The 20008-nt window shown below is 69.1% G+C and carries 25 protein-coding genes; 7 read left to right on the top strand and 18 right to left on the bottom strand.

What is annotated here, in order from left to right; genetic code table 11:
• Positions 1-98: 98 nt before the first annotated feature.
• Both BLT23_RS09945 and BLT23_RS09940 read right to left on the bottom strand, forming a co-directional pair.
• Positions 99-455 (bottom strand): hypothetical protein, encoded by a 357-nt coding sequence (locus tag BLT23_RS09945; protein WP_090048008.1) that lies wholly within the window; start codon positions 453-455, stop codon positions 99-101.
• Between the two features lie 39 nt (positions 456-494).
• Entirely contained in the window at positions 495-680 is a 186-nt protein-coding gene (locus BLT23_RS09940; RefSeq protein WP_090048007.1) for a hypothetical protein, read from the bottom strand.
• Here BLT23_RS09940 and BLT23_RS40630 point away from each other — a divergent pair.
• A complete protein-coding gene (locus BLT23_RS40630; protein ID WP_176946674.1) occupies positions 673-1089 on the top strand; it encodes a hypothetical protein in 417 nt (138 codons plus the stop codon). The genes BLT23_RS09940 and BLT23_RS40630 overlap by 8 nt on opposite strands.
• A gap of 96 nt (positions 1090-1185) precedes the next feature.
• On the opposite strand, the gene BLT23_RS09930 is transcribed toward BLT23_RS40630, so the two are convergent.
• The gene (locus tag BLT23_RS09930) at positions 1186-1536 is read right to left on the bottom strand and encodes a hypothetical protein (RefSeq protein ID WP_090048005.1); all 351 of its coding nucleotides are present in this window, start codon (positions 1534-1536) and stop codon (positions 1186-1188) included.
• A gap of 8 nt (positions 1537-1544) precedes the next feature.
• Positions 1545-1772 (bottom strand): SCO4848 family membrane protein, encoded by a 228-nt coding sequence (locus tag BLT23_RS09925; RefSeq protein ID WP_090048004.1) that lies wholly within the window; start codon positions 1770-1772, stop codon positions 1545-1547.
• 61 nt (positions 1773-1833) lie between these two features.
• Between BLT23_RS09925 and BLT23_RS09920 the strand changes: the two genes are divergently transcribed.
• A complete protein-coding gene (locus BLT23_RS09920) occupies positions 1834-3123 on the top strand; it encodes a D-alanyl-D-alanine carboxypeptidase family protein (RefSeq protein WP_245743869.1) in 1290 nt (429 codons plus the stop codon).
• A 268-nt stretch (positions 3124-3391) separates the two neighbouring features.
• Here BLT23_RS09920 and yhjD read toward each other — a convergent pair whose 3' ends face one another.
• From yhjD to BLT23_RS09865, 12 genes are all read right to left on the bottom strand, one after another.
• Positions 3392-4378, bottom strand: a complete 987-nt coding sequence (gene yhjD, locus BLT23_RS09915; RefSeq protein WP_342713651.1) for an inner membrane protein YhjD — start codon at positions 4376-4378, stop codon at positions 3392-3394.
• Between the two features lie 24 nt (positions 4379-4402).
• Positions 4403-5464: a tryptophan--tRNA ligase gene (gene trpS, locus BLT23_RS09910; RefSeq protein ID WP_090048003.1), complete on the bottom strand. Its 1062-nt coding sequence runs from the start codon at positions 5462-5464 to the stop codon at positions 4403-4405.
• A gap of 26 nt (positions 5465-5490) precedes the next feature.
• Positions 5491-5682: a hypothetical protein gene (locus BLT23_RS39945; protein ID WP_143035881.1), complete on the bottom strand. Its 192-nt coding sequence runs from the start codon at positions 5680-5682 to the stop codon at positions 5491-5493.
• 110 nt (positions 5683-5792) lie between these two features.
• Positions 5793-8327, bottom strand: coding sequence for a bifunctional FO biosynthesis protein CofGH (locus BLT23_RS09905; RefSeq protein WP_090048001.1), 2535 nt, complete (start codon positions 8325-8327; stop codon positions 5793-5795).
• 61 nt (positions 8328-8388) lie between these two features.
• Positions 8389-10047 carry a TIGR03767 family metallophosphoesterase gene (locus BLT23_RS09900; protein WP_090047999.1) on the bottom strand — a complete coding sequence of 553 codons (1659 nt, stop codon included), beginning with the start codon at positions 10045-10047 and terminating at the stop codon, positions 8389-8391.
• Between the two features lie 110 nt (positions 10048-10157).
• Positions 10158-10502, bottom strand: coding sequence for a HepT-like ribonuclease domain-containing protein (locus tag BLT23_RS09895; RefSeq protein WP_090047995.1), 345 nt, complete (start codon positions 10500-10502; stop codon positions 10158-10160).
• Complete coding sequence (locus BLT23_RS09890; RefSeq protein WP_245743868.1) at positions 10492-10806, bottom strand: nucleotidyltransferase family protein; 315 nt, start codon at positions 10804-10806, stop codon at positions 10492-10494. The genes BLT23_RS09895 and BLT23_RS09890 overlap by 11 nt, the downstream gene beginning before the upstream one ends.
• A 38-nt stretch (positions 10807-10844) precedes the next feature.
• Positions 10845-11639 (bottom strand): exodeoxyribonuclease III, encoded by a 795-nt coding sequence (locus BLT23_RS09885; protein ID WP_090047992.1) that lies wholly within the window; start codon positions 11637-11639, stop codon positions 10845-10847.
• An 11-nt stretch (positions 11640-11650) separates the two neighbouring features.
• A complete protein-coding gene (locus tag BLT23_RS09880) occupies positions 11651-11869 on the bottom strand; it encodes a hypothetical protein (RefSeq protein WP_090047989.1) in 219 nt (72 codons plus the stop codon).
• 9 nt (positions 11870-11878) lie between these two features.
• Positions 11879-12190, bottom strand: coding sequence for an SH3 domain-containing protein (locus BLT23_RS09875; protein WP_090047986.1), 312 nt, complete (start codon positions 12188-12190; stop codon positions 11879-11881).
• Between the two features lie 171 nt (positions 12191-12361).
• Positions 12362-13585 (bottom strand): NADP-dependent isocitrate dehydrogenase, encoded by a 1224-nt coding sequence (locus BLT23_RS09870; RefSeq protein ID WP_090047982.1) that lies wholly within the window; start codon positions 13583-13585, stop codon positions 12362-12364.
• Positions 13586-13664: 79 nt separating this feature from the next.
• A complete protein-coding gene (locus BLT23_RS09865; protein WP_090047979.1) occupies positions 13665-14507 on the bottom strand; it encodes an SDR family NAD(P)-dependent oxidoreductase in 843 nt (280 codons plus the stop codon).
• A gap of 116 nt (positions 14508-14623) precedes the next feature.
• On the opposite strand from BLT23_RS09865, the gene BLT23_RS09860 reads away from it, so the two are divergent.
• From BLT23_RS09860 to BLT23_RS09845, 4 genes are all read left to right on the top strand, one after another.
• Complete coding sequence (locus BLT23_RS09860; protein WP_090047976.1) at positions 14624-15430, top strand: metal-dependent hydrolase; 807 nt, start codon at positions 14624-14626, stop codon at positions 15428-15430.
• Between the two features lie 254 nt (positions 15431-15684).
• Positions 15685-16167, top strand: coding sequence for a hypothetical protein (locus BLT23_RS09855; RefSeq protein ID WP_245743866.1), 483 nt, complete (start codon positions 15685-15687; stop codon positions 16165-16167).
• A 10-nt stretch (positions 16168-16177) separates the two neighbouring features.
• On the top strand, positions 16178-17122 hold the full coding sequence (locus BLT23_RS09850) for a ribose-phosphate diphosphokinase (protein ID WP_090047973.1): 945 nt from the start codon (positions 16178-16180) through the stop codon (positions 17120-17122).
• 137 nt (positions 17123-17259) lie between these two features.
• The gene (locus tag BLT23_RS09845; RefSeq protein ID WP_090047971.1) at positions 17260-17850 is read left to right on the top strand and encodes a hypothetical protein; all 591 of its coding nucleotides are present in this window, start codon (positions 17260-17262) and stop codon (positions 17848-17850) included.
• A 7-nt stretch (positions 17851-17857) separates the two neighbouring features.
• On the opposite strand, the gene BLT23_RS09840 is transcribed toward BLT23_RS09845, so the two are convergent.
• The gene (locus BLT23_RS09840) at positions 17858-18484 is read right to left on the bottom strand and encodes a TetR/AcrR family transcriptional regulator (RefSeq protein WP_218133709.1); all 627 of its coding nucleotides are present in this window, start codon (positions 18482-18484) and stop codon (positions 17858-17860) included.
• A 109-nt stretch (positions 18485-18593) separates the two neighbouring features.
• Here BLT23_RS09840 and BLT23_RS09835 point away from each other — a divergent pair, with 109 nt between their 5' ends.
• Entirely contained in the window at positions 18594-19625 is a 1032-nt protein-coding gene (locus BLT23_RS09835) for a medium chain dehydrogenase/reductase family protein (protein WP_090047965.1), read from the top strand.
• A gap of 1 nt (position 19626) precedes the next feature.
• Here the strand turns inward: BLT23_RS09835 and BLT23_RS09830 are convergent, their stop codons facing one another.
• Positions 19627-19962: a nitroreductase/quinone reductase family protein gene (locus BLT23_RS09830; RefSeq protein WP_090047962.1), complete on the bottom strand. Its 336-nt coding sequence runs from the start codon at positions 19960-19962 to the stop codon at positions 19627-19629.
• Positions 19963-20008 lie beyond the last annotated feature (46 nt).

Here is a 20008-nt window from a genome sequence, read left to right as displayed (position 1 = left end):
GACCAGGCTGAGCACCACCAGACGGCTCCCGCCGGTACCTCAGCCCACCAGCACCCCGGCCGCGGTCCTCACCGCCGCAGAAGGCCGTTGAGCGCCCGTCACCCCACGATCCGCACCGGCGGCCGGATGCGGCGGGAGAGCCGGCGCGCGCCGCGTTCCGCCACGGGCTCCGCGCGGCCCAGCTCCTTCGGGACATCGCGGACCAGCTTGGTGCCGTAGCGGCACGCCTCGGCACCGGTGACCGCGGCGCCCGGTCCCGCGCGCAGCAGGGCCGCCGTGAGGTGCTGGTCATGCGCGGGCGGGCCGTTGTGCAGCAGCACGACACCTGCGTGCATGCGCTGCCACGGCCCGCCCGGACAACACTTCCGCCAGGGGTCCGGCACCCCGAGCGCGCGGAGGGTGGTGGCGCTGATGACACCTGGCTCGCTGCGTTCGCGCAGCTGGTCGATTCGCATGTCACCAGTGTGACGAGCACCACCGACAGTTTTCGGCGGTCAGCCCCGGATGCGGCGCCTGCCCCGCTCGATCAGCAGCATCAGGGTGCCGCCGGCGACGGACAGCGCACCGAGCAGCAGCATCCAGCCGGTCGTCGCGCCCGTGCTCGCGAGGTGGTTGTCGTCGTAGTGGGGCGGTGCGGCGACGGGCTTGGTCGTCGTCAGCACGGGAGTGGTGGTGGTCACGACGGGCGTGGTCGTCGTGGTGACCGGCAGCGTCGTGGTCGTCGTCGAAGTCGACGGCGTGGTCGACGTGGTGGACGACGTCGTGGTGTCAGTCGTGGACGTCGTGTCGGTGGTGGACGTCGTCGTGTCGGTCGTGGACGTGGTGGTGTCGGTCGTGGACGTCCACGTGGTGGTGGTCGTGTGCGGGGTGGTCGTGTGGGTCGTGGTGGTCGTTTCCGTGCACGGGGTCGTGGTGGTGGTCGGGTGTTCGCCTCTTCCCTCGGGAGGGAGGAAGAGCCATCCGGGACGACCGTCGAGGCACCACGCGGCTGTGCACACCCGGCCGTCCCCCGAAGCCTCGGCCTCGGGGGCGGCACCGTGCAGCGAGACGAGCATCAACACCGCGCCGGCGGTGAGCACACCGATGTAGGCGATACGTGACATGCCCACGATCGTTGGCCCACATAAGACACGTCGCCCGCGCTCCGGGTGGACGTCACCCGCGAGTGATCAAGAGATCGCCCGATCAGGTCCAGAAGACCGCGACACCGATGTTCAGCACGACGAGCGACGCGGCCGTGGGCACCAGCCACGACGGGGCCTTGGGCTTGTTGACGTTGATCGCCACGACGACCGCGATGGCCACGACGACCAGCAGCTTCACGCTGATCTTGATGTGGTCGTACTTCACCGTGTCGACCAGCGGGTCGATGCCGACGAGCGCGAGGCCCGTCAGCAGCTGCAGGGCGGCGCCGTGCAGCCAGCCCTTGTTGACCGGCGCGTCCTTCCCCGCCTTGGCCTGCAGCATGATCATCGCGACGAGCATGCCCATGCCCAGCAGGTGCAGGAAGACCAGCAAGAGGCGTACGAAGTCCACGGCGTTTCCTATCGACGTCGAGTGGCGAGGAAGCCCCGCACGCCCAGCACGCCGATGACGGTGCCGAACACGAGCGGGGCGATCACGAGCAGCAGGTGCACGGTGAAGAACGGCGTCGGTCCGTCGTCGAACGAACGGGCGTCGCTCCAGATGTTCCGCAGGAACGTGGGCCAGATCACCCACGACCACACGCCGAAAGCCACCAGGAAGAGTGACATCGGGCGCGAGAGCTTCACGGCGACCAGTATCAGACGTGGTGCGTGCAAGGCACCAAACGGGGGTGGATAGCCTGAAGGGGTGCCCTTCACCCATCGGCTCATCGTCGCCCTGGTCCTAGCTACGGCCACCGCCGCGTTCGCCGCACCGACCGGCACCGCACAGCAAGCCGACGCCGGCTCGGCACGACAGGCCGTCGGCTCGGCGCAGTGCGCCAACCGCGAGACCCCGCCCCCGCCGGTGGACACGTCGGAGCAGCCGGCTCCCGGCCAGAAGGCGCCGACGCCGCTCGAGGTGCCGGAGAAGCCGATCGGCGGTGACCGGCTCGGCGAGTGCGGGCTGATCCTGCCGCCGAACTCGGCGCAGCCGCCGAGCGGCATCACCGCGGCCACCTGGATGATCGCGGACATGGACAGCGGCGCCGTGCTGGCCGCCTACGACCCGCACGGGCGGCAGCGCCCGGCGAGCATCATGAAGGTGCTGCTCGCGATGGTCGTGGCCAAGGAGCTGCGCGGCGACCTCGTCGTCACGGCCTCGGCCGAGGACACCCAGCAGGAGTGCACCTGCGTCGGTCTGCGCGACGGCGGCCAGTACACGGTCCGCGAGCTGCTGCACGGCCTGCTGCTCACCTCCGGCAACGACGTGGCGCACACCCTCGCCCGTCAGCTCGGCGGCGTGCCGAACGCGTTGCGCAAGATGAACGCGATGGCGAGGGAGCTCGGCGCCCTTGACACCCGCGCCGTCACCCCGTCCGGCCTGGACGGCCCCGGCACCAGCACCTCCGCCTACGACGTCGCCCTGATCTTCCGCGGCGCGATGAAGTACGAGGAGTTCGCGAACGCCATCAAGCTCAAGCAGGCGCAGTTCCCCGGCCGCAACGGCGGCACGATCATGCTGACGAACGACAACCGCCTGCTCAACAGCTACGAGGGCGCGATCGGCGGCAAGACCGGCTTCACCGACGACTCGCTGCACACCTACGTGGGCGCCGCCGAGCGCAACGGCCGCCGCCTCGTCGTGGTCCTGCTGCGCGGCCAGCAGACGCCCACGCGCCTGGACGCCCAGGCCGCGAAGCTGCTCGACTACGGCTTCGCGATGGGCCCCGGCGGCGTCGGCAAGCTCGTGGACGGCGCACCGCAGCCGAAGCCGAACGTCGTCCCCACGCAGAGCGCGGACGACAACGACTCGGACGCGGTGGCCGTGGACGAGCGCGGCCGTCAGGAACCGACCGCGTTCGGCACCGTCGGCCTCCCCATCACGGCCGCGGCGGGCGTGGGCCTGGTGGCCGCCCTGCTGCTCTTCATCCGCAACAAGCGGGCCAAGGCGGCACGGGCACGCCGCCAGGCCGCACAGGCGGCTCAGGGCTTCTGAGAGCTCTGGAAACGGAACGGCCCGGCACCTCGTCGTGCCGGGCCGTTCGTCTTCCGAGCGCCGCACCAACGGCTCCCCTTCTCCCGCCACACACCCGTCCGTGAGTCATCCATCGGTGTCCACCGATGCCTCCGCGTGACGTCGCTATAGGACGCGGGGTCCCCGCGTTCGGTTGGAGGGAACGTGGGGACCCCGCGTACCCGGCGGGAAACACGAAAGAGAGTCGCGAACGGGGCGGGGGTTGCGGACAGTGCGTCTGGAAGCGGGCTTAGCGCTTGCGCCAGCGGAGGGCGAGCAGCGCCCCGGCCAGTGCGCCCGCACCGACCATGAGCGACGGCGCCGGTCCCGGCCGCACGGTCACGACGGGCTGGATCACCGCGGGCGGCGGCGCCCGCACGACCTCCGGCTCCAGGTTCTCCCGCGCCGTCGCCGTCCAGGCCGTGATGAACAGCAGGAACTGGGCCACCAGGTTCGCGAACACGAGCACACCGATCACCGAGCCGAACGCGGCCGAGGTGGGCGACTTCGTGGTGAACGACAGGAAGACCGTGGCGGCCTGCTTGAGGACCTCGAACCCGATCGCGCCCGCGAACGCCCCTCGCACGGCGCTGCGCCAGCCAACGGGCTTGCGCGGCAGCCGGGAGAGCACCCACAGGAACACGAGCCAGTTCGCGAGCAGCGACAGCAGGATCGAGCCGATCCGCAGCAGCACCAGCGCCCAGCCCTGGTCGGCGAGGCCCATCCACTCGAGGACGGTCTCGGCGAGCCCCGACCCGGCCGCCGTGATGGCGAACGACAGCACGATCGCGAGCCCCAGCCCGACCAGTGACAGCAGGTCACGCCACAGCGTGCCGAGGAACGGCAGGTTCTCCTTGGCGTGCCCCCACTGCGCCGTGAGGGCGTCGCGGAGGTTGCCCATCCAGCCGAGGCCGGAGTAGGCGGCGCCGAGCAGGCCGATGACGCCGACGGTGCCCTTGGACTCGAGGGCGGTGTTCACGGCCTCGTTGACCTGGTCGCGCAGCTGCGCGTCCGGCACGGCCTCCGCGATGCTCTGGCGCAGCGAGGCGAGCAGGTCCGGCTGCGACTGCAGCACGAAACCGGCGACGGCGAACCCGATCATCAGGATCGGCACGAGCGAGAGCACGCTGAAGTACGTCACCGCGGCGGCGTAGTGCGTGCCGTACCTCTCGGTGAAGCGCTCATACGCACGCATGATGTGGTCGAACCACGCGTACTTCCGACGCCACTTGTCCACGCCTGGAACGCTAGTGCAACGGCATTACTCCGGCAGGACAAAGCCGATCTTCTCGTAGGTGCGGCGCAGCGTCTTGGAGGCCGCGTCGCGGGCGCGCTCGGCACCGGCGGCGAGGATCTTGTCCAGCGACGCCACGTCGTCGAGGTAGGTCTTCACGCGGTCCTGGATCGGCGTGACCCACTCGGTGAAGACCTCGCCGAGGTCCTTCTTGAGGTCGCCGTAGCCCTTGCCGTCGTAGTCGGCGGCGAGCGAGTCGACGGTCCGGCCGGTGAGCGCGGAGTAGATCGTGAGCAGGTTCGAGACGCCCGGCTTGTTCTCGGCGTCGAAGATGATCTCGCGGCCCGTGTCGGTGACGGCGGAGCGGATCTTCTTGGCCGACCGCTTCGGGTCCTCCAGCAGCTCGACGACACCGCCGGGCACGGACTTGCTCATCTTCGACGTCGGGTCCTGCAGGTCGAAGATCTTCGCCGTGTCCTTGACGATGTACGGCTCCGGCAGGCGGAACGTCTTGCCGTAGCGCGAGTTGAACCGGGTCGCGAGGTCGCGGGTCAGCTCCAGGTGCTGGCGCTGGTCCTCACCGACCGGCACGTAGTGCGCCTGGTACAGCAGGATGTCCGCGGCCTGCAGGATCGGGTAGGTGAACAGACCCACGCCGACCGACTGCTCCTGACGTGCGGACTTGTCCTTGAACTGCGTCATCCGCGACGCCTCGCCGAAGCCCGTCAGGCACTGCAGCACCCAGCCGAGCTGGGCGTGCTCCGGGACGTGCGACTGCACGAACAGCGTGGCGCGGTCCGGGTCGATGCCCAGCGCGAGCAGCTGCGCCGCGGAGACGCGGGTGTTCTGCCGCAGGACCTTCGGGTCCTGCTCCACGGTGATCGCGTGCAGGTCGACGACGCAGTAGAACGCGTCGTGGGCGTCCTGAAGAGCCACCCACTGCCGCAGCGCGCCCAGGTAGTTGCCGAGGTGGAAGGACCCGGCCGTCGGCTGGATGCCGGACAGGACGCGGGGGCGCTTGACGGGCGCCGTGGTGCCTTCCGAGGCGGTAACCGGGGTGCTTTCTGCGGGCGCGTTCTCCGTGGACACGGAGCGATCCTCTCAGACCGCCGGGATCAGCTCTGCGAGACGTCCTGCTGGACCAGGTCGATGCGCTGGTTCGCCGCCACGACGGGAGCCGGCTTGCGCCGCCTCACCAGGCCGTACACCAGACCGCCCACGCCCGCCGTGACCGCGATCACGCCCACGGGACCAGCTGCGGTACCGGTCATGCTGCTCTCGACCGCAGCGCTCAGTACCAGACTCATGCCGTGCACTTGCCGAGCCTCCCCAAGGCACAGACCCACCCCGGAAGGGTGAACCTTGCTGACTGATTGGCCGCCAAGCTACCGATGGCCGGTAGCGTCTTTGCGCCGAATCAGACTATCGGCCACTGATCATCGGTTCGCACTCGCCCATATGTCGTAGTCCGCTGACGGGCGTTACGCCCTGCGAGCGAAGCCAGGGTCTGGAGCTCACTCTCCGTGCGCGCCGAGCCGTGCTCGGAGCCAGCCATGCGGCTGATGGTCTCCTCCATCAGCGTGCCGCCGATGTCGTTCGCACCCCCGTTGAGGATCTCCGCGGTGCCCTCGTCGCCGAGCTTGACCCACGAGCACTGGATGTTGTCGATGCGCCCGTGCAGCGCCAGCCGGGCGAACGCGTGCACGGCGCGGTTGTCGCGGCGGGTGGGGCCGGGACGGGCGACGCCCGCCAGGTAGATCGGGGCGTTGCGGTGCACGAACGGCAGCGCGACGAACTCGGTGAGCCCGCCCGTGCGGTCCTGCAGCTCCGCGAGGACCCGCAGGTGGGTGAGCCAGTGGCCGGGGTGGTCGACGTGGCCGTACATCATCGTGCTGGACGAGCGGATGCCCAGCTCGTGGGCGGTGCCGACGACGTCGAGCCAGGTCGCGGTGGGCAGCTTGCCCTTGGTGAGGACCCACCGCACGTCGTCGTCGAGGATCTCGGCCGCCGTGCCGGGGATCGTGTCGAGCCCGGCCTCCTTGAGCTCGGTCAGCCATTCGCGCACGCTCACGCCCGCCTTGGCGGCGGCGGAGACGATCTCCATCGGGCTGAACGCGTGGACGTGCATCCCCGGCACGCGCTTCTTGATCGCGCGCACGATGTCGGCGTAGTACGTCACCGGCAGCTTGGGGTCGATGCCGCCCTGCATGCAGACCTCGGTGGCGCCGGAGTCCCACGCCTCCTGCGCGCGGTCGGCGACCTCCTCCGCGGAGAGCCGGAACGCGTCCGCGTCCCGCTCGCGCTGGGCGAAGGCGCAGAAGCGGCAGCCGACGTAGCAGACGTTCGAGAAGTTGATGTTCCGGTTGACCACGTACGTGACGTCGTCGCCGACCACCTCGCGGCGCAGGTCGTCGGCGAGGCGCGTCATCTCCTCCAGCGCGTCGCCGTCCGCGGTGAGCAGCGCCATCGCGGCCTCGGTGTCGCCGAGCAACGCGGCCGGGTCGTTCGCCGCGATCTTCAGTCCACGTTGGACGTCCGGCGAAAGCCGTTGCGGCGCAACGGGAATCTTCAGCTCGTCCCAGTCGCCGTAGACCTCGTCGAAGTCGCCGCGCCGGTCGCTCGTGCGGCCCTCGGTGTCGATCGCGGTGTTGAGGTCAGCCCTGCCGAAGGTGTCGAGCCCGCCATCGGGCTCCTGCCACTCGCGGCCGACGACCTTCGCGTCCGGGTTCGCGAGCCCGTTCTCCAGCGCCAGCGCGGAAACGTGCGCGGTGAGCCGCGTGTCGATCCACTGCCCCGCCGCCGCGCGGACGTAGCGCGGGTAGACGTTCAGCCTCTCCCGCAAGGAGAAACCGGCCTCACGGGTGACGTCCGCGAGCGCGTCGACCTGGGGCCACGGCTTCTCCGGGTTCACGTGGTCGGGCGTGATCGGCGAGACGCCGCCCCAGTCGTCGACACCCGCGCGCAGCATGAGGCCGAACTCCTCGCCGACCAGGTTCGGCGGTGCCTGCACGCTCACGGTCGACGGCATCACCAGGCGTGCCACGGCGATCGTCGCCGCGAGCTCGGTCAGGTCCGCGTCGGGCATGCCGCGCATCGCCGTGTCCGGCTTCGCGCGGAAGTTCTGGATGATCACTTCCTGGATGTGCCCGTACTGCTTGGCGACCTGGCGCAGCGCGAGCAGCGACTCGGCGCGCTCGGTCAGGTTCTCGCCGATGCCGATCAGGATCCCGCTGGTGAACGGGACGTTCACCCGTCCGGCGTCGGTCAGCACCCGCAGCCGGACGGCCGGCTCCTTGTCGGGGCTGCCGTAGTGCGGGCCGCCCTTCTCGCTCCACAGCCGCTCCGCCGTGGTCTCCAGCATCATGCCCATGCTGGACGCCACCGGCCGCAGCCGCGTCAGCTCCTCCCAGCTCAGCACGCCGGGGTTGAGGTGGGGCAGCAGCCCCGTCTCCTCCAGCACCGCGATGGCACTGGCCCTCACGTAGTCCAAAGTGGACTCGTACCCGCGCGCCTCCAGCCACTCCTTCGCGGCGGGCCAGCGCTCCTCCGGCCGGTCGCCGAGCGTGAAGAGCGCCTCCTTGCACCCCGCCGCCGCGCCCTGCCGGGCGATCTCCAGCACCTCGTCGCGTTCGAGGAACGCCGCCGGCAGCTTGTGCGGCACCGTCGCGAACGTGCAGTAGTGGCAACGGTCCCGGCACAACCTCGTCAGCGGGATGAACACCGACCGGCTGTACGTGACGACCCCGGGACGCCCCTCGGCGAGCAGGTGCGCGTCCCGCACCCGCCCCGCCGCGCCCAGCAGGGCGTCCAGGTCCTCCCCGCGCGCGTGCAGCAGCACGGCGGCCTCGGTCGCGTCGAGCACGGCCCCGTCGGCAGCCCGGCGCAACGCGCGCCGCATCGCCGCCGCGCTCGGCCGGGGCTGCGGTGGGTTCAGAGAGATGTCCACTGCCACGTCAACGACCTTAGGCCGCCGCTATTCCTGATCAGGTTCGACCAGTTGTGGGACATCCCACTCAGCGAACCGTGACCAGCAGCTCCGTGTTCCGGTCGAGCGGCGTGCCCAACGGGTTGGTCCGCGAGTGGATGTCGTTGTAGGTGAACTCGCGGCACAGGCTCGCCAATGCCGCGTCATCGCGGTCGTCGTAGTCGACCTGGTACGGCGAATCGGCTTCGAGCAACGTCGTGAACAGCGACAACGTGCCATCCCCGTTGTCAGCAACCTCGATCACACGGGCGTGCTGCGGGTAGTCGACGTGCGCGGCGGTGTTGATCTCCCAGAAACCCCGCGACGGCGTGCTGTGCCGATGCGGCGTGATGACGTTGCGGTGCGTGTGCCCGTTGACCCACGCCACCACGTTCGGGAACCGGTGCAGCAGGTTCACCAGCGCGTCCCCGGTCATCCGCGGGTCGAGGGGGCGGCGCTTGTCGGGCACGATGTTGATCATCGTCTTGGACGTGTGGTGGCTGAACAGCACGAACAGCTCGTCCGTGACGTTCTGCCGCTGCGGAAGGCCGAGCCAGTCGTAGTAGAGGGAGCTGTTGCGCTTGAGCGTCCGCTCGACCCAGTTCAGCTGGTGCAGCCCGATGGACCCCTCGGAGAACCCGGTGACGTTCGTCGTGTCCATGCTGATGCCCGTGACGCCAGGGGCTATCCGGAACGTGTAGAAGACGTCCACCCCGTCCGCGTTGGCGTCCGTGTACCCGTGCCCGCCCGTCTCCAGGTGCTTGCGCACGAACTCACCGGTCGTGAACAGCCTGCGCCGGTCGTCAGGCGTAACGGTCCTCACGACGCCTTGGCTGGCGATGATCGAAAGCGCCTCAGGAGCGGCCGTCGGGTCGGTGAACGCCCGCGCCACCTTGGCGTCGCGCACGGGGTCACCGAAGCCCATGATCTTCTTGCTCCCGGTGTACCACCCGTCGAGCAGCCCGTCCGCCCACGCCCCGCCCACGTTGTCGTCGTGGTTGCCCATCGTCGAGAACCACGGGATGTCCAGACCGGGACTCGTGAAGGGCCGGAGGGCGGCGTCGAACAGCCCTTCGAGGTGCGGGAAGCCTTTCGCCTTGTAGTCGTCGGCGCCGCTGAGCTCCGGCTGCCAGTAGGAACTGATGCCCGCGTTCTGCACGCCCTCGTACCGGCTGTCGCCCGTGTTCGGGGTGATCCGGCCGCCGTTGAGGACCGAGAAGAACCAGTCGAGCTCGATCATCTCGTGGTTGTCGGTGTTGTCGCCGGTCGTCACGAGGCAGTCGAACGGCCTGCCGGTGATCGGACCGTTCCGCACGGCGTTGACGCGCTTGACCAGCGCCGTGGAACCCTGAGCGGTGAGGGTCTCCTGCGGCCGGTGCGCGCTGGAACCGAGGATCGGGTGCAGGTACTCGAACCGGAGCGGGCTCTGCGCGTCGCAGATGTGCATGTCGCTGAACTGCACGAAGCTGGCGAGGGCCCGGCGGCGGGCCTCCCGGTTCGGCATGGCGGCGATCAGGTCGTCGCGGACGACCGTGGGCCAGCCCGGCCCCGCCGTCAACCTGCGGTAGCCCGCTGTCCCGATGGGCGTGGCCGTGGTCTCCAGGGTCGTGCCCGCTGTCGACGCGACCGCTTGGCGGTCGAGGAGCGGAACGCCTGCCGCGCCCGCGCCCATCGCCAGGAGGAACGACCGCCTGCTGAAGCCCGTCATGTGTGCGCCCTCGATTCCTGGGTGGTGAATCGAGATCATGTTTAGAGGCGCGGGTCTTGGGGGTCGAGGGAACGGAATCGATCAAGACCTCTCGGACTGGACCGGTCAGGTCAGCCGAGCGCGGCGAGCAGTTGGCGCAGCTGCTCCTCCAACTGCGGGCGCTTCTCGGTGAGGACCTGCCAGACCAGTGCGTCGTCCACGCTGGCGTAGCCGTGGACGAGGATGTTGCGGAAGGCCACGATGCGGCGCAGATCCGGAACAGCTGCTGCGAGTTCCGGGGACACCTTCGAGAGGTTGTTCAGCGCCTCACCAACGATTTCGAACTGCCGCTCGACCGCCGAACGCAGCATCGCGTCGCCCTGGTAGTCCTCGAAGGTCTTCCCATCGCTGAACTCGGCGAGCAACTCCGCCGCGCGCACCGCGTCCCACAGGTAGGTTCGGGGATCACGCCGCATACAGAACTTCCTTGCTCTCCATGACCTGCTGCCGGAAGTACGGGTTGCGGATGCTGTCGTCGACCACGAGGTCGACCGGCCGCCCCAGAATCCGCTCCAGTCCTTCCTTCAGGGCGAAGTAGGTGCCGAAGTGGTCGAACCCGTCCCCTGCCGCGAAATCGACGAGGATGTCCACGTCGCTCGTCACGACGTCGAAGGAGTCACCGGTCGCGGAGCCGAACACGTCGAGCCGCCGGACGCTCAGCGTCCGGCAGAGCTCCTCGATCTCGGCCAGCTTCGAAGCCACGGCCTCGTGCACCCTCATCACCTCCGCAGGCACGATTGTGCCCGATCCGGAGCAGGTCAGTCCGCGTACACGACCGTCACGGGAGCGTGATCCGACCACCGCTCCGCATAAGTGGCCGCCCGCTCCACCACGGCAGACCGAGCCCGCCCGGCCAGCCCGTCGGTGGCGACCTGGTAGTCGATCCTCCACCCGGAGTCGTTGTCGAACGCCTTCCCGCGATACGACCACCACGAGTAGGGCCCGGCCACGTCAGGATGCAGCGACCGCACAACATCGTTGTAGCCCGAAGAGAACACCGAGCTCATCCACTCCCGCTCGTAAGGCAGGAACCCGGCTTCCTTCTGGTTGGTCTTCCAGTTCTTCAAGTCAGCCTGCTGATGCGCGATGTTCCAGTCCCCGCAGACCAGCACCTCGCGGCCGGACACCGCCGCCTTCTCCCGCAACGACACCAGGTACGGCAGGAACGAGGCCATGAACCGGTCCTTCTCGTCCTGCCGCGGGGTGCCGACGTCCCCGGACGGCAGGTACAGCGACGCCACCACCACTCCGGGCAGCTCGATCTCCACGTACCGGCCGCTGGCCTCGAACTCGGCGACGCCGAAGCCCACGCGGACCGACGTCGGCTCGACGCGCGAGAGGATGCCGACGCCCGCGCGGCCCTTCAAGGACGAAGGCGCGTACACGCCGTGCCAGCCGGGCGGCGAGTGCAGTTCCGGGGCCAGCTCAGCGGGTTCGGCTCGGACTTCCTGCAGGCACACCACGTCCGCGGAGGACGAGGCGAGCCACGACAGGTAGCCCTTCTTCGCGGCGGCGCGGAGGCCGTTGACGTTGACCGTGGAGACCGTGAGCACGAACGGGGAGCCTACTTGGAGGCCAGACCCCAGGGCTTCGGGTACTCGGCGCCGCAGCCCGCGCAGTGCGCGGTCAGGTCCAGGTAGCCGACGATGGTGGCCATCTCGTCACGGGGCAGGGCGAGCTGCCGCTGACCGTCGATCTCCGTGTAGAGACCCTGCCACTCCGGCTCGCAGGTGCACTGGGTGATGCCCTTGTTCCTGCCCCACCGGAACATGTTCCGCAACATGCCCCGAGTCTACGTGCAGGTCGAGTCGCTGGTCAGCGCCACGAACTGCTGGCTGACCCACCGGCGGTCGCTCAGCATGCGGTAGCCGTTCTCGACGCGGGGCTGGGCCGCGGTGACGGCGTCGCGCGGCATCGTCGAGACGATCGGCTGCATGTCGCCGGGGCCGGAGCGGACGTTGAGGATGTCCGCTGTCACGGTGACCTTGCAGATCTCCTCCGCCTTGTCGCCGCTCATCGGGTTGCCGCCGTTGGCGGCGTACAGCACGCCGGCCACGCCCAGCACCCCGAGCACGATCAATCCCCTGACCGGAACACCGAACATGACGCCTCCCCGAACCCGCGAACCGCTTGCCAGCAGATATAGCGGCTCCCCCGCGCCGTGACGGGGCTCGGCGCGGCAACCACCCGCAAGAGGAACCGACCGGGTGACCGGGTACGCGAAAAGGCCACCCCGGTGTGACCGGGATGGCCTTTCGAGCGAGTCAGACGGACGTCAGAACGACGCCATCTTCTTCTTGAGGTTCTCGTCGAGCGCGGCGAGGAAGTCCTCGGTGGTCAGCCACTCCTGGTCCTTGCTGATCAGCAGGGCCAGGTCCTTGGTCATCTGACCGGCCTCGACCGTCTCGATGACGACGGACTCGAGCGCCTCGGCGAAGCGGATCACCTCGGGGGTGTTGTCCAGCTTGCCGCGGTGCATCAGGCCGCGGGTCCACGCGAAGATCGACGCGATCGGGTTCGTGGAGGTGGGCTTGCCGGCCTGGTGCTGGCGGTAGTGGCGCGTGACGGTGCCGTGCGCGGCCTCCGCCTCGACCGTCTTGCCGTCCGGCGTCATCAGGACCGACGTCATGAGGCCCAGCGAGCCGAAGCCCTGCGCGACCGTGTCGGACTGGACGTCACCGTCGTAGTTCTTGCACGCCCAGACGTAGCCGCCCTCCCACTTCATCGCGGCGGCGACCATGTCGTCGATCAGGCGGTGCTCGTAGGTGAGGCCGGCGGCGTCGAAGTCCGCCTTGAACTCCTCGTCGAACACCCGCTGGAAGATGTCCTTGAACTGGCCGTCGTACGCCTTGAGGATCGTGTTCTTCGTCGACATGTAGACGGGGTAGCCCCGCTGCAGGCCGTAGGAGAACGAGGCACGGGCGAAGTCCTCGATGGACTTGTTGTAGTTGTACATGCCCATCGCCACACCGCCCTCCGCCGGGAAGTCGGTGACGACGTGCTCGATCGGGTCCGAGCCGTCCTCCGGCTGGAACGTGATCGTGAGCTTGCCGGCGCCGGGCACCTTGAAGTTGGTGGCCTTGTACTGGTCGCCGTGGGCGTGACGGCCGATGATGATCGGCTTCGTCCAGCCCGGGACCAGGCGCGGCACGTTCGAGATGATGATCGGCTCGCGGAAGACGACACCGCCGAGGATGTTGCGGATCGTGCCGTTCGGCGAGACCCACATCTTCTTGAGGCCGAACTCCTCGACGCGCGCCTCGTCCGGCGTGATCGTGGCGCACTTGACGCCGACGCCGTGCTTCTTGATGGCGTTGGCGGCGTCGATCGTGACCTGGTCGTCCGTGGCGTCCCGGTGCTCGATGCCCAGGTCGTAGTACTCCAGAGTGACGTCCAGGTACGGGTGGATCAGCTTGTCCTTGATGAACTGCCAGATGATCCGGGTCATCTCGTCGCCGTCGAGCTCGACGACGGTGCCCTGAACCTTGATCTTGCCCATAACTCCGGGCGCTCCTCTCGCGACGATGCAAGCAAGACAAGCGTACTGGTAAACCGTCCTCCCGTGCCTGCGACCCTGGTTACACCGATTCAGGCTCGCGGTCGGTCGACCGGCTCACGTGCTCCCACTTGTCGATTTCCGCGTTCCGCGCCTGGTCGGCCAGGCGCACCATGTCCACCGCGTCGCTGCCGAGCAGCAACGACAGCGGCGGTTCGTCCATCGCCGCCACGTCCAGCAGGACGCGGGCGGCCAGGGCCGGGTCACCGGGCATGTTGCCGTGCGATCCGCGCATCACGCCGAGCAGTGCCCCGACAGAGGCAACGTAGTCCGGCCCCGGCTCCGTCACCACCAGGGAGGGTCCCGTCCAGTCCGTCTGGAAGCCGCCGAGCTCGACGATCGTGGCCTTCACGCCGAACGGCGCGCACTCCGCGGCCAGCGACTCGGTGAAGCCGCGCAGCGCGAACTTCGCCATCACGTACGGCGCGAGCCCGCCGCCGAACGCCATGTGCCCCGCGCTCGACCCGATCTGGATGAAGTGCCCTGACCGCTGCTTGTGCAGGACCGGCAGCGCGGCCTTCGTGACGGTCACGGGGCCCATGAGGTTGATCTCCAGCTGGTCGCGGAAGTCGGCCTCCGAGCACTCCTCGATTGACGTGACGCGGCCCGCGCCCGCGTTGTTCACGACGACGTCGAGCCTCCCGAACTCGCGCACCGCGGTCGCCACGGCCGCCTTCGCGTGCTCCGAGTCGCGCACGTCGAGCGCGACGGATCTGACCCGGTCGCCGTACCGGGAGACGAGGTCGTCGAGATCGCGGGGGTTGCGGGCGGTCGCGACGAGCCGGTGCCCCGCGTCGAGCACCGCCTCCGCGATCGCCCGCCCGAGGCCGCGGGAACTGCCGGTGATGAGCCAGACCTGAGTCATGCCGCCACTCCATCCATCGCGAATCCGTTGTCCGCGGATATGGAGTTGCCGCCGTGACGCTTGATACGAAACGACTACTCTTCCCACCTATCGGGTGATCACCGGAGAGGACGTCAGTGTCGACTGGGCCAACACATGCGATGAGCGGGCTGCTCGCCTGGAGCGCCGTCACCGCCCTCGCGTCGAATCACCCGATCGGGCAACTCACGCCGCAGAGCTGGGCCGTCGGCGCCGTGCTCGCGACCGGGGCGGCACTGCTGCCCGACCTGGACCACCCCGGCTCGACCATCTCGCGCACGTTCGGGTCGATCAGCGGTGGCCTGTCGGCGGGCATCAACGCGCTGAGCAGCTTCGTCTACAAGTCGACACGGCTGAAACGGGACTCCAAGCGCGACGGCGGGCACCGCGGGCTCACCCACACGCTCGTCTTCGCGGCGTTCGCGGCCGTGTTCACCACCGCGGTCGTGCAGAACAGCCAGAAGTGGGCGCTGCCCGTGCTGATGTTCGTGTTCGCCGGTCTCGCGGTGCGCGGCATCATGAACGACTGGTGCCCCAAGCAGGACGCGTTGCTGATCACCGCGGTGTCGGCGGGCATCACCTGGGCGATGATCGCGTGGACGTCGCAGACCAGCGCCTCCGCCGCCGCGTGCGGGATCGCGGTCGGTGTCGGGTGCGTCGCGCACTACGTCGGTGACGCGATCACGGAACAGGGCTGCCCGATCCTGTGGCCGATCCCGATCATGGGCAAGACCTGGTTCCCGGTGGCCCCGCCGAAGATCATGCGGATGAAGACAGGCGGCGTCGTCGAGATGGCGATCGTCGGGCCGATCGTGACGGGGCTGTCGATCTGGCTGGGGCTCGCGGCGCTGCAGGGCACCGGCGCGCTGCCGTTCCTGGACTGGATCGACCTGCTGCCGATCTGAACCGTTCCACTTCCAGCCATTCAGCGGCTATCTACCTCTCACCCGATCGGTCTAGTCTCCACGAACCCGGACTGCCCGTGTGGAGGGTCGAACGTGCCCGAAGTGGACATCGTCGCCGACGCGACCTGTCCTGTTTCGGCCCGAACGTTGCATACACCACATGCGGAGGTCGAGCGATTCTGCGAGCCGCGCTGGCACCATGCGGGGTTCGAACCGCAGGCGGACCTACCAGGAGCCGTGCAAGTGGAGGCCAGGTGACCAGCACCTACGTCGGCATCGACGCCGGCCACGAAAACCGCTGGGAAGCGGAGAAAATCGCGTTGGAGCTGCACGACACCGTGCTGACCACGGCCCGAACGGTCGCGGTGCACGAGGTCGACGGCCACTACGCCATGTCGTTCCTCGTGCCCGTGGCACCGTCCGACGCGGTGGTGACCTCGTTGGTCGAGCAAGGGTTCGGAGTCTCAGTACGAGGTGCGTCCTCAGGACGCTTGGCAGGACCGGAGGCGCTTCGAGTAGGCGCCTCCACTGCCGCCGAGGCCCATCAGTACCGGCGCGAGGGGCGCGCTCTGCGTTTCCAGGGCCAACGGTCGTTGCGCGGCCGTCACGGCGTTTCGGACATCCTCGCGTTCACGGCCATCGAGGCCGTTCTGCCGCGTGGCACGCACTCGGTCGACACGCGTGGCAACCTGACTCCGCTCTTCCAGGACGGCAAGCTCGTGCTGGTGGTCGACTAAGTTCGTCGTTGTGCGTGACATCGCTGTCTTCAGTGGTTCTGCCCATCGCGACCTCGCCGCCGAGATCTGCGGGCACCTCGGCGTCGAACTCTCCCCCAGCCGGGTGACCCGGTTCGCCAACGACTGCCTCGAGGTGCAGCTGGAGGCGAACTGCCGGGAACGGGACGTCTTCCTGATCCAGCCGCTCGTGCCACCGGTGCAGGAGCACCTGGTCGAACTGCTGCTGATGCTCGACGCCGCCCGCGGCGCCTCGGCGGCGCGCACGACGGTCGTGCTGCCGCACTACGCCTACGCCCGGTCGGACAAGAAGGACGCGCCGCGGATCTCGATCGGCGGACGGCTGGTCGCGGACCTGATGGTGGCCGCCGGCGCGTCCCGCGTGCTGGCGATGACGTTGCACTCGCCGCAGGTGCACGGGTTCTTCTCGGTGCCCGTCGACCACCTGCACGCGTTGCGCGAGCTGGCCGCGCACTTCTCGCGGTACGACCTGTCGAACGCCGTCGTGGTGTCGCCGGACCTCGGCAACGCCAAGGAGGCCGCGCACTTCGCGCGCATCCTCGGTGTGCCGGTCGCGGCGGGCGCCAAGCAGCGGTTCGCCGACGACAAGGTCAAGATCTCGACCGTCATCGGTGACGTGGCCGGGCGGGACGTGATCGTGCTCGACGACGAGATCGCCAAGGGCTCAACGGTGGTCGAGCTGCTGGACAAGCTGCGCGAACGCGGTGTCGCGTCGATCAGGGTGGCCTGCACGCACGGGCTGTTCTCGTCCGGTGCGCTGGACCGGCTGCAGGCGTTCGACGACGTGCTGGAGATCGTCGCGACGAACACCGTGCCGATCCCGGCCGAGAAGTCCGTGCCGAAGCTGAAGGTCCTGTCGATCGCGCCCGCGATGGCGGAGGCCATGCGGCGCATCAACGTGGGCGAGTCGGTGTCAGCGCTCTTCGAGGCCCCCTAGCCACCCCTGCCACCAGCACCCTCAGCGTTCTCTCAGCGCTTCCTTGACGGGTGCTGCCGCGCGTCCATAGTCTAACACCGTTAGAAAATCTAACAGCGTTAGAAACGCGACGACCGCAGCTCCGGAAGGGTCCCACCATGAACGCCACCGCGATGAACACCGCGACCGTGCGCACCACCGCCGTCGTCCCCACCGAGGTCGACAACCGCGTCGCCTACCTGGGCTTCGGCTTCGGCTACGTCTTCGGCCACGGTGCCGCGTGGCTGTCCAAGGCGGGCATCGCCGCGCTGCCCTCGTGGCTGCCGATCACGTTGCTCGCCACCGGCATCCTCGTCGGCACCGGCTTCGCCATGACGGCGTCGCTGCGCGCCCAGAAGACCGCCTCACCGGCGCGCCGCCGTGCCGAGAAGCTCGTCGGCACGGCCTGGGTCACCGGCTTCGTCGCGCTCGGGCTCGCGATCACCGGTCTGAGCAACGCGTTCGACGCACCGGACCTGCAGACCGTGCTGTGGCCGGCGGGGTCGGCCATCGTCGTCGGCATGATCTACATCGCCGAGGGCGCCGTCCGCGGCATCTCACTGCACTACAACCTGGGCACCTGGCTCGCACTCGTCGGCGCGGCGACGCTGCTCCTCCCGCAGACGACCTTCTTCGGCGCGCTCGCCCTGCTCGGCGGTGGCGCATACCTCGTCGCCTCCGCGCTGGAAGGCCGCCGCGTCGCCGCGTGAGCCGGGGTCACTTCAGATGTGCGAGTGCCCTGATCAACCGATCTCCGACATCAGCAGGTCCGGGCATTGTGCGCACCACGGCACGTTGGTGAGCGAGACCATGCAGACCCAGCCACAACGCCACAGCGTCGCCGTAGAGGTCGTCGCTCGGATACGCGGTCCCCTGCTCCACACACGCGCCGAGCACGTCGGCCAGCAGCGTGAACGCGCTGTCCCCCAGCGAGAGCAGGTCGGCGTCGGTGATGGAGGTGTCCTCGGCGGTCGCGGTCCACACGCCGCCGAACATGATCCGGTAGCGCTGCGGATGAGCCCGCGCGAAGTCCAGATAGGCGTTGCACACCGCGAAAAGCCGTTCGCGCGCGTCCGATCCGGCAGCCTCGTCGGCCTCGCGCAGAACGACCGCGAGGGCGTCCAGCTCCCGCCGCACGACGGCCAGCATGATCGACGGCTGGTCCGCGAAGTGCGCGTAGATCGACGGCGCCGCGATCCCCGCCTTGCGAGCCACGGCGCGCAACGTCACCGAACTGGCGTCACCACCTTCGTCCAGCAGGGCCACCGCCGCGGCGATGATCTCCTCCCGCAGCTTGCCGCCTTCACCCCTGCGGTTGCGCCTGCGCGGCTCCGAGTTCGTCACGGCCGTAACCATACATCTGAAAGCTTATGGCTGTTAGCTCTTGCATCCCTAAACTTACGCGCGTTAACTTAAGGACGTAAGCACACATTTCACCGCGAGGAGAACGGCGATGAACGCCACCACCGAGATCGTCCTGCCGGGCCTGGTCGAACCCGCCGGCCTGCAGGTGCGGACCCGCGACCTGCCCGCACCGGGCGAAGGCCAGGTCGTCCTGCGCATGGAGGCCACCGGGGTCTCGTTCGCCGAGCAGCAGATGCGCCGCGGCAAGTACTACGACCAACCGCCGTTCCCGTTCGTGCCCGGCTACGACCTGGTCGGCACGGTCGTCGCCGTCGGCCCCGGCACGGACCCCGCGCTGAGGTCGCACCGGTTCGCCGCCGTCACCAAGACCGGCGCGTGGGCGAGCCACCTGATCGTCGACGCCGCGGACCTGGTGCCCGTGCCCGACGGCATCGAGCCGGCCGCCGCCGAGACGGTCCTGCTCAACGGCGTCACGGCGTGGCAGATGCTGCACCGCATGGCAGCCGTGAAGCGCGGCGGCACGATCGTGGTGCTGGGCGCGAACAGCGGCGTCGGCTCGCTCCTGGTGCAGCTGGCCCGGCACGCCGGGATCGAGGTGATCGGCACGGCCTCGGCCCGCAACCACGACGCCGTGCGGGCACTCGGCGCGACCCCGGTCGACTACCGCGACCCGCACATGCACGCCAAGATCCGCGAGCTCGCGCCCGGCGGCGTCGACGCGGTGTTCGACCACGTCGGCGGGCCCGGCTACCGCGAGTCGTGGAAGCTCCTGCGCCGCGGCGGCACGCTGGTCAGCTACGGCTCGGCGGCGACGAAGGACGAACCCGGCAACGGGATGCTGCCCGTGCTGAAGCTGTTCAGCCGCCTGATGCTGCTGAACGTCCTGCCCAACGGCCGCAGCGCCAAGTTCTACAACGTCTGGACGGGCAAGCGCTTCCGCGCCACGACGTTCCGTGCCCGGCTGCGCGACGACCTCACGCAGGTGTTCCGCCTGGTCGGCAGCGGCGCGCTGAAGCCGCAGATCGCCGCGCGCATCGCACTGCCGGAGGCGGCCACCGCCCTCGAACTGGCCGAGTCTCGCACCGTCGTCGGCAAGGTCGTGATCGTCCCGCAGCCGTGAACTACAACTTCACCCGCACCGTGACGCGGCCTTTCTCATCACGGTGCGAGGTCGCGTGACCGGTGCGTTCGGCGCCGTCGAGCTCCAGCGTCAGAGGGGCGCCGTCACCACGGAAGTTGCGCCACCAGTTCTTGGACTCCGGCGCCACCACCTTGATGACGACGACGTCCCCCTTGCGGCGGTAGCCGACGGGCGTCGAGAACGTCCGGCCCGACTTGCGCCCGGTGTAGGACACGACGGTGATCCCCCGGCGCACCAACTGTCCGACGAGCGGGGCGTCGCGCAGTCCGACGACCAGCCTGTTGACGCGGTGGACGAGCGGACTCTGGAAGTTCATGGCTTCGACCGTAGCTCGACGGGCCCGCTCCGCGATCCGAAGCGGG

This window comes from Lentzea fradiae (assembly GCF_900100955.1).
GTDB lineage: Bacteria > Actinomycetota > Actinomycetes > Mycobacteriales > Pseudonocardiaceae > Lentzea > Lentzea fradiae.
Note: the sequence above shows the minus strand (reverse complement) of the source record. Positions and strands in the feature narration are given on the sequence as shown.

What these genes read in the sequence shown, in the direction of transcription:
- BLT23_RS09945 (WP_090048008.1), bottom strand. Translation starts at nt 455, where the DNA reads ATGCGAATCGACCAGCTGCGCGAACGCAGCGAGCCAGGTGTCATCAGC.
- BLT23_RS39945 (WP_143035881.1), bottom strand. Translation starts at nt 5,682, where the DNA reads ATGAGTCTGGTACTGAGCGCTGCGGTCGAGAGCAGCATGACCGGTACC.
- BLT23_RS09900 (WP_090047999.1), bottom strand. Translation starts at nt 10,047, where the DNA reads ATGACGGGCTTCAGCAGGCGGTCGTTCCTCCTGGCGATGGGCGCGGGC.
- BLT23_RS09895 (WP_090047995.1), bottom strand. Translation starts at nt 10,502, where the DNA reads ATGCGGCGTGATCCCCGAACCTACCTGTGGGACGCGGTGCGCGCGGCG.
- BLT23_RS09890 (WP_245743868.1), bottom strand. Translation starts at nt 10,806, where the DNA reads ATGAGGGTGCACGAGGCCGTGGCTTCGAAGCTGGCCGAGATCGAGGAG.
- BLT23_RS09880 (WP_090047989.1), bottom strand. Translation starts at nt 11,869, where the DNA reads ATGTTGCGGAACATGTTCCGGTGGGGCAGGAACAAGGGCATCACCCAG.
- BLT23_RS09875 (WP_090047986.1), bottom strand. Translation starts at nt 12,190, where the DNA reads ATGTTCGGTGTTCCGGTCAGGGGATTGATCGTGCTCGGGGTGCTGGGC.
- BLT23_RS09870 (WP_090047982.1), bottom strand. Translation starts at nt 13,585, where the DNA reads ATGGGCAAGATCAAGGTTCAGGGCACCGTCGTCGAGCTCGACGGCGAC.
- BLT23_RS09865 (WP_090047979.1), bottom strand. Translation starts at nt 14,507, where the DNA reads ATGACTCAGGTCTGGCTCATCACCGGCAGTTCCCGCGGCCTCGGGCGG.
- BLT23_RS09845 (WP_090047971.1), top strand. Translation starts at nt 17,260, where the DNA reads ATGAACGCCACCGCGATGAACACCGCGACCGTGCGCACCACCGCCGTC.
- BLT23_RS09835 (WP_090047965.1), top strand. Translation starts at nt 18,594, where the DNA reads ATGAACGCCACCACCGAGATCGTCCTGCCGGGCCTGGTCGAACCCGCC.
- BLT23_RS09830 (WP_090047962.1), bottom strand. Translation starts at nt 19,962, where the DNA reads ATGAACTTCCAGAGTCCGCTCGTCCACCGCGTCAACAGGCTGGTCGTC.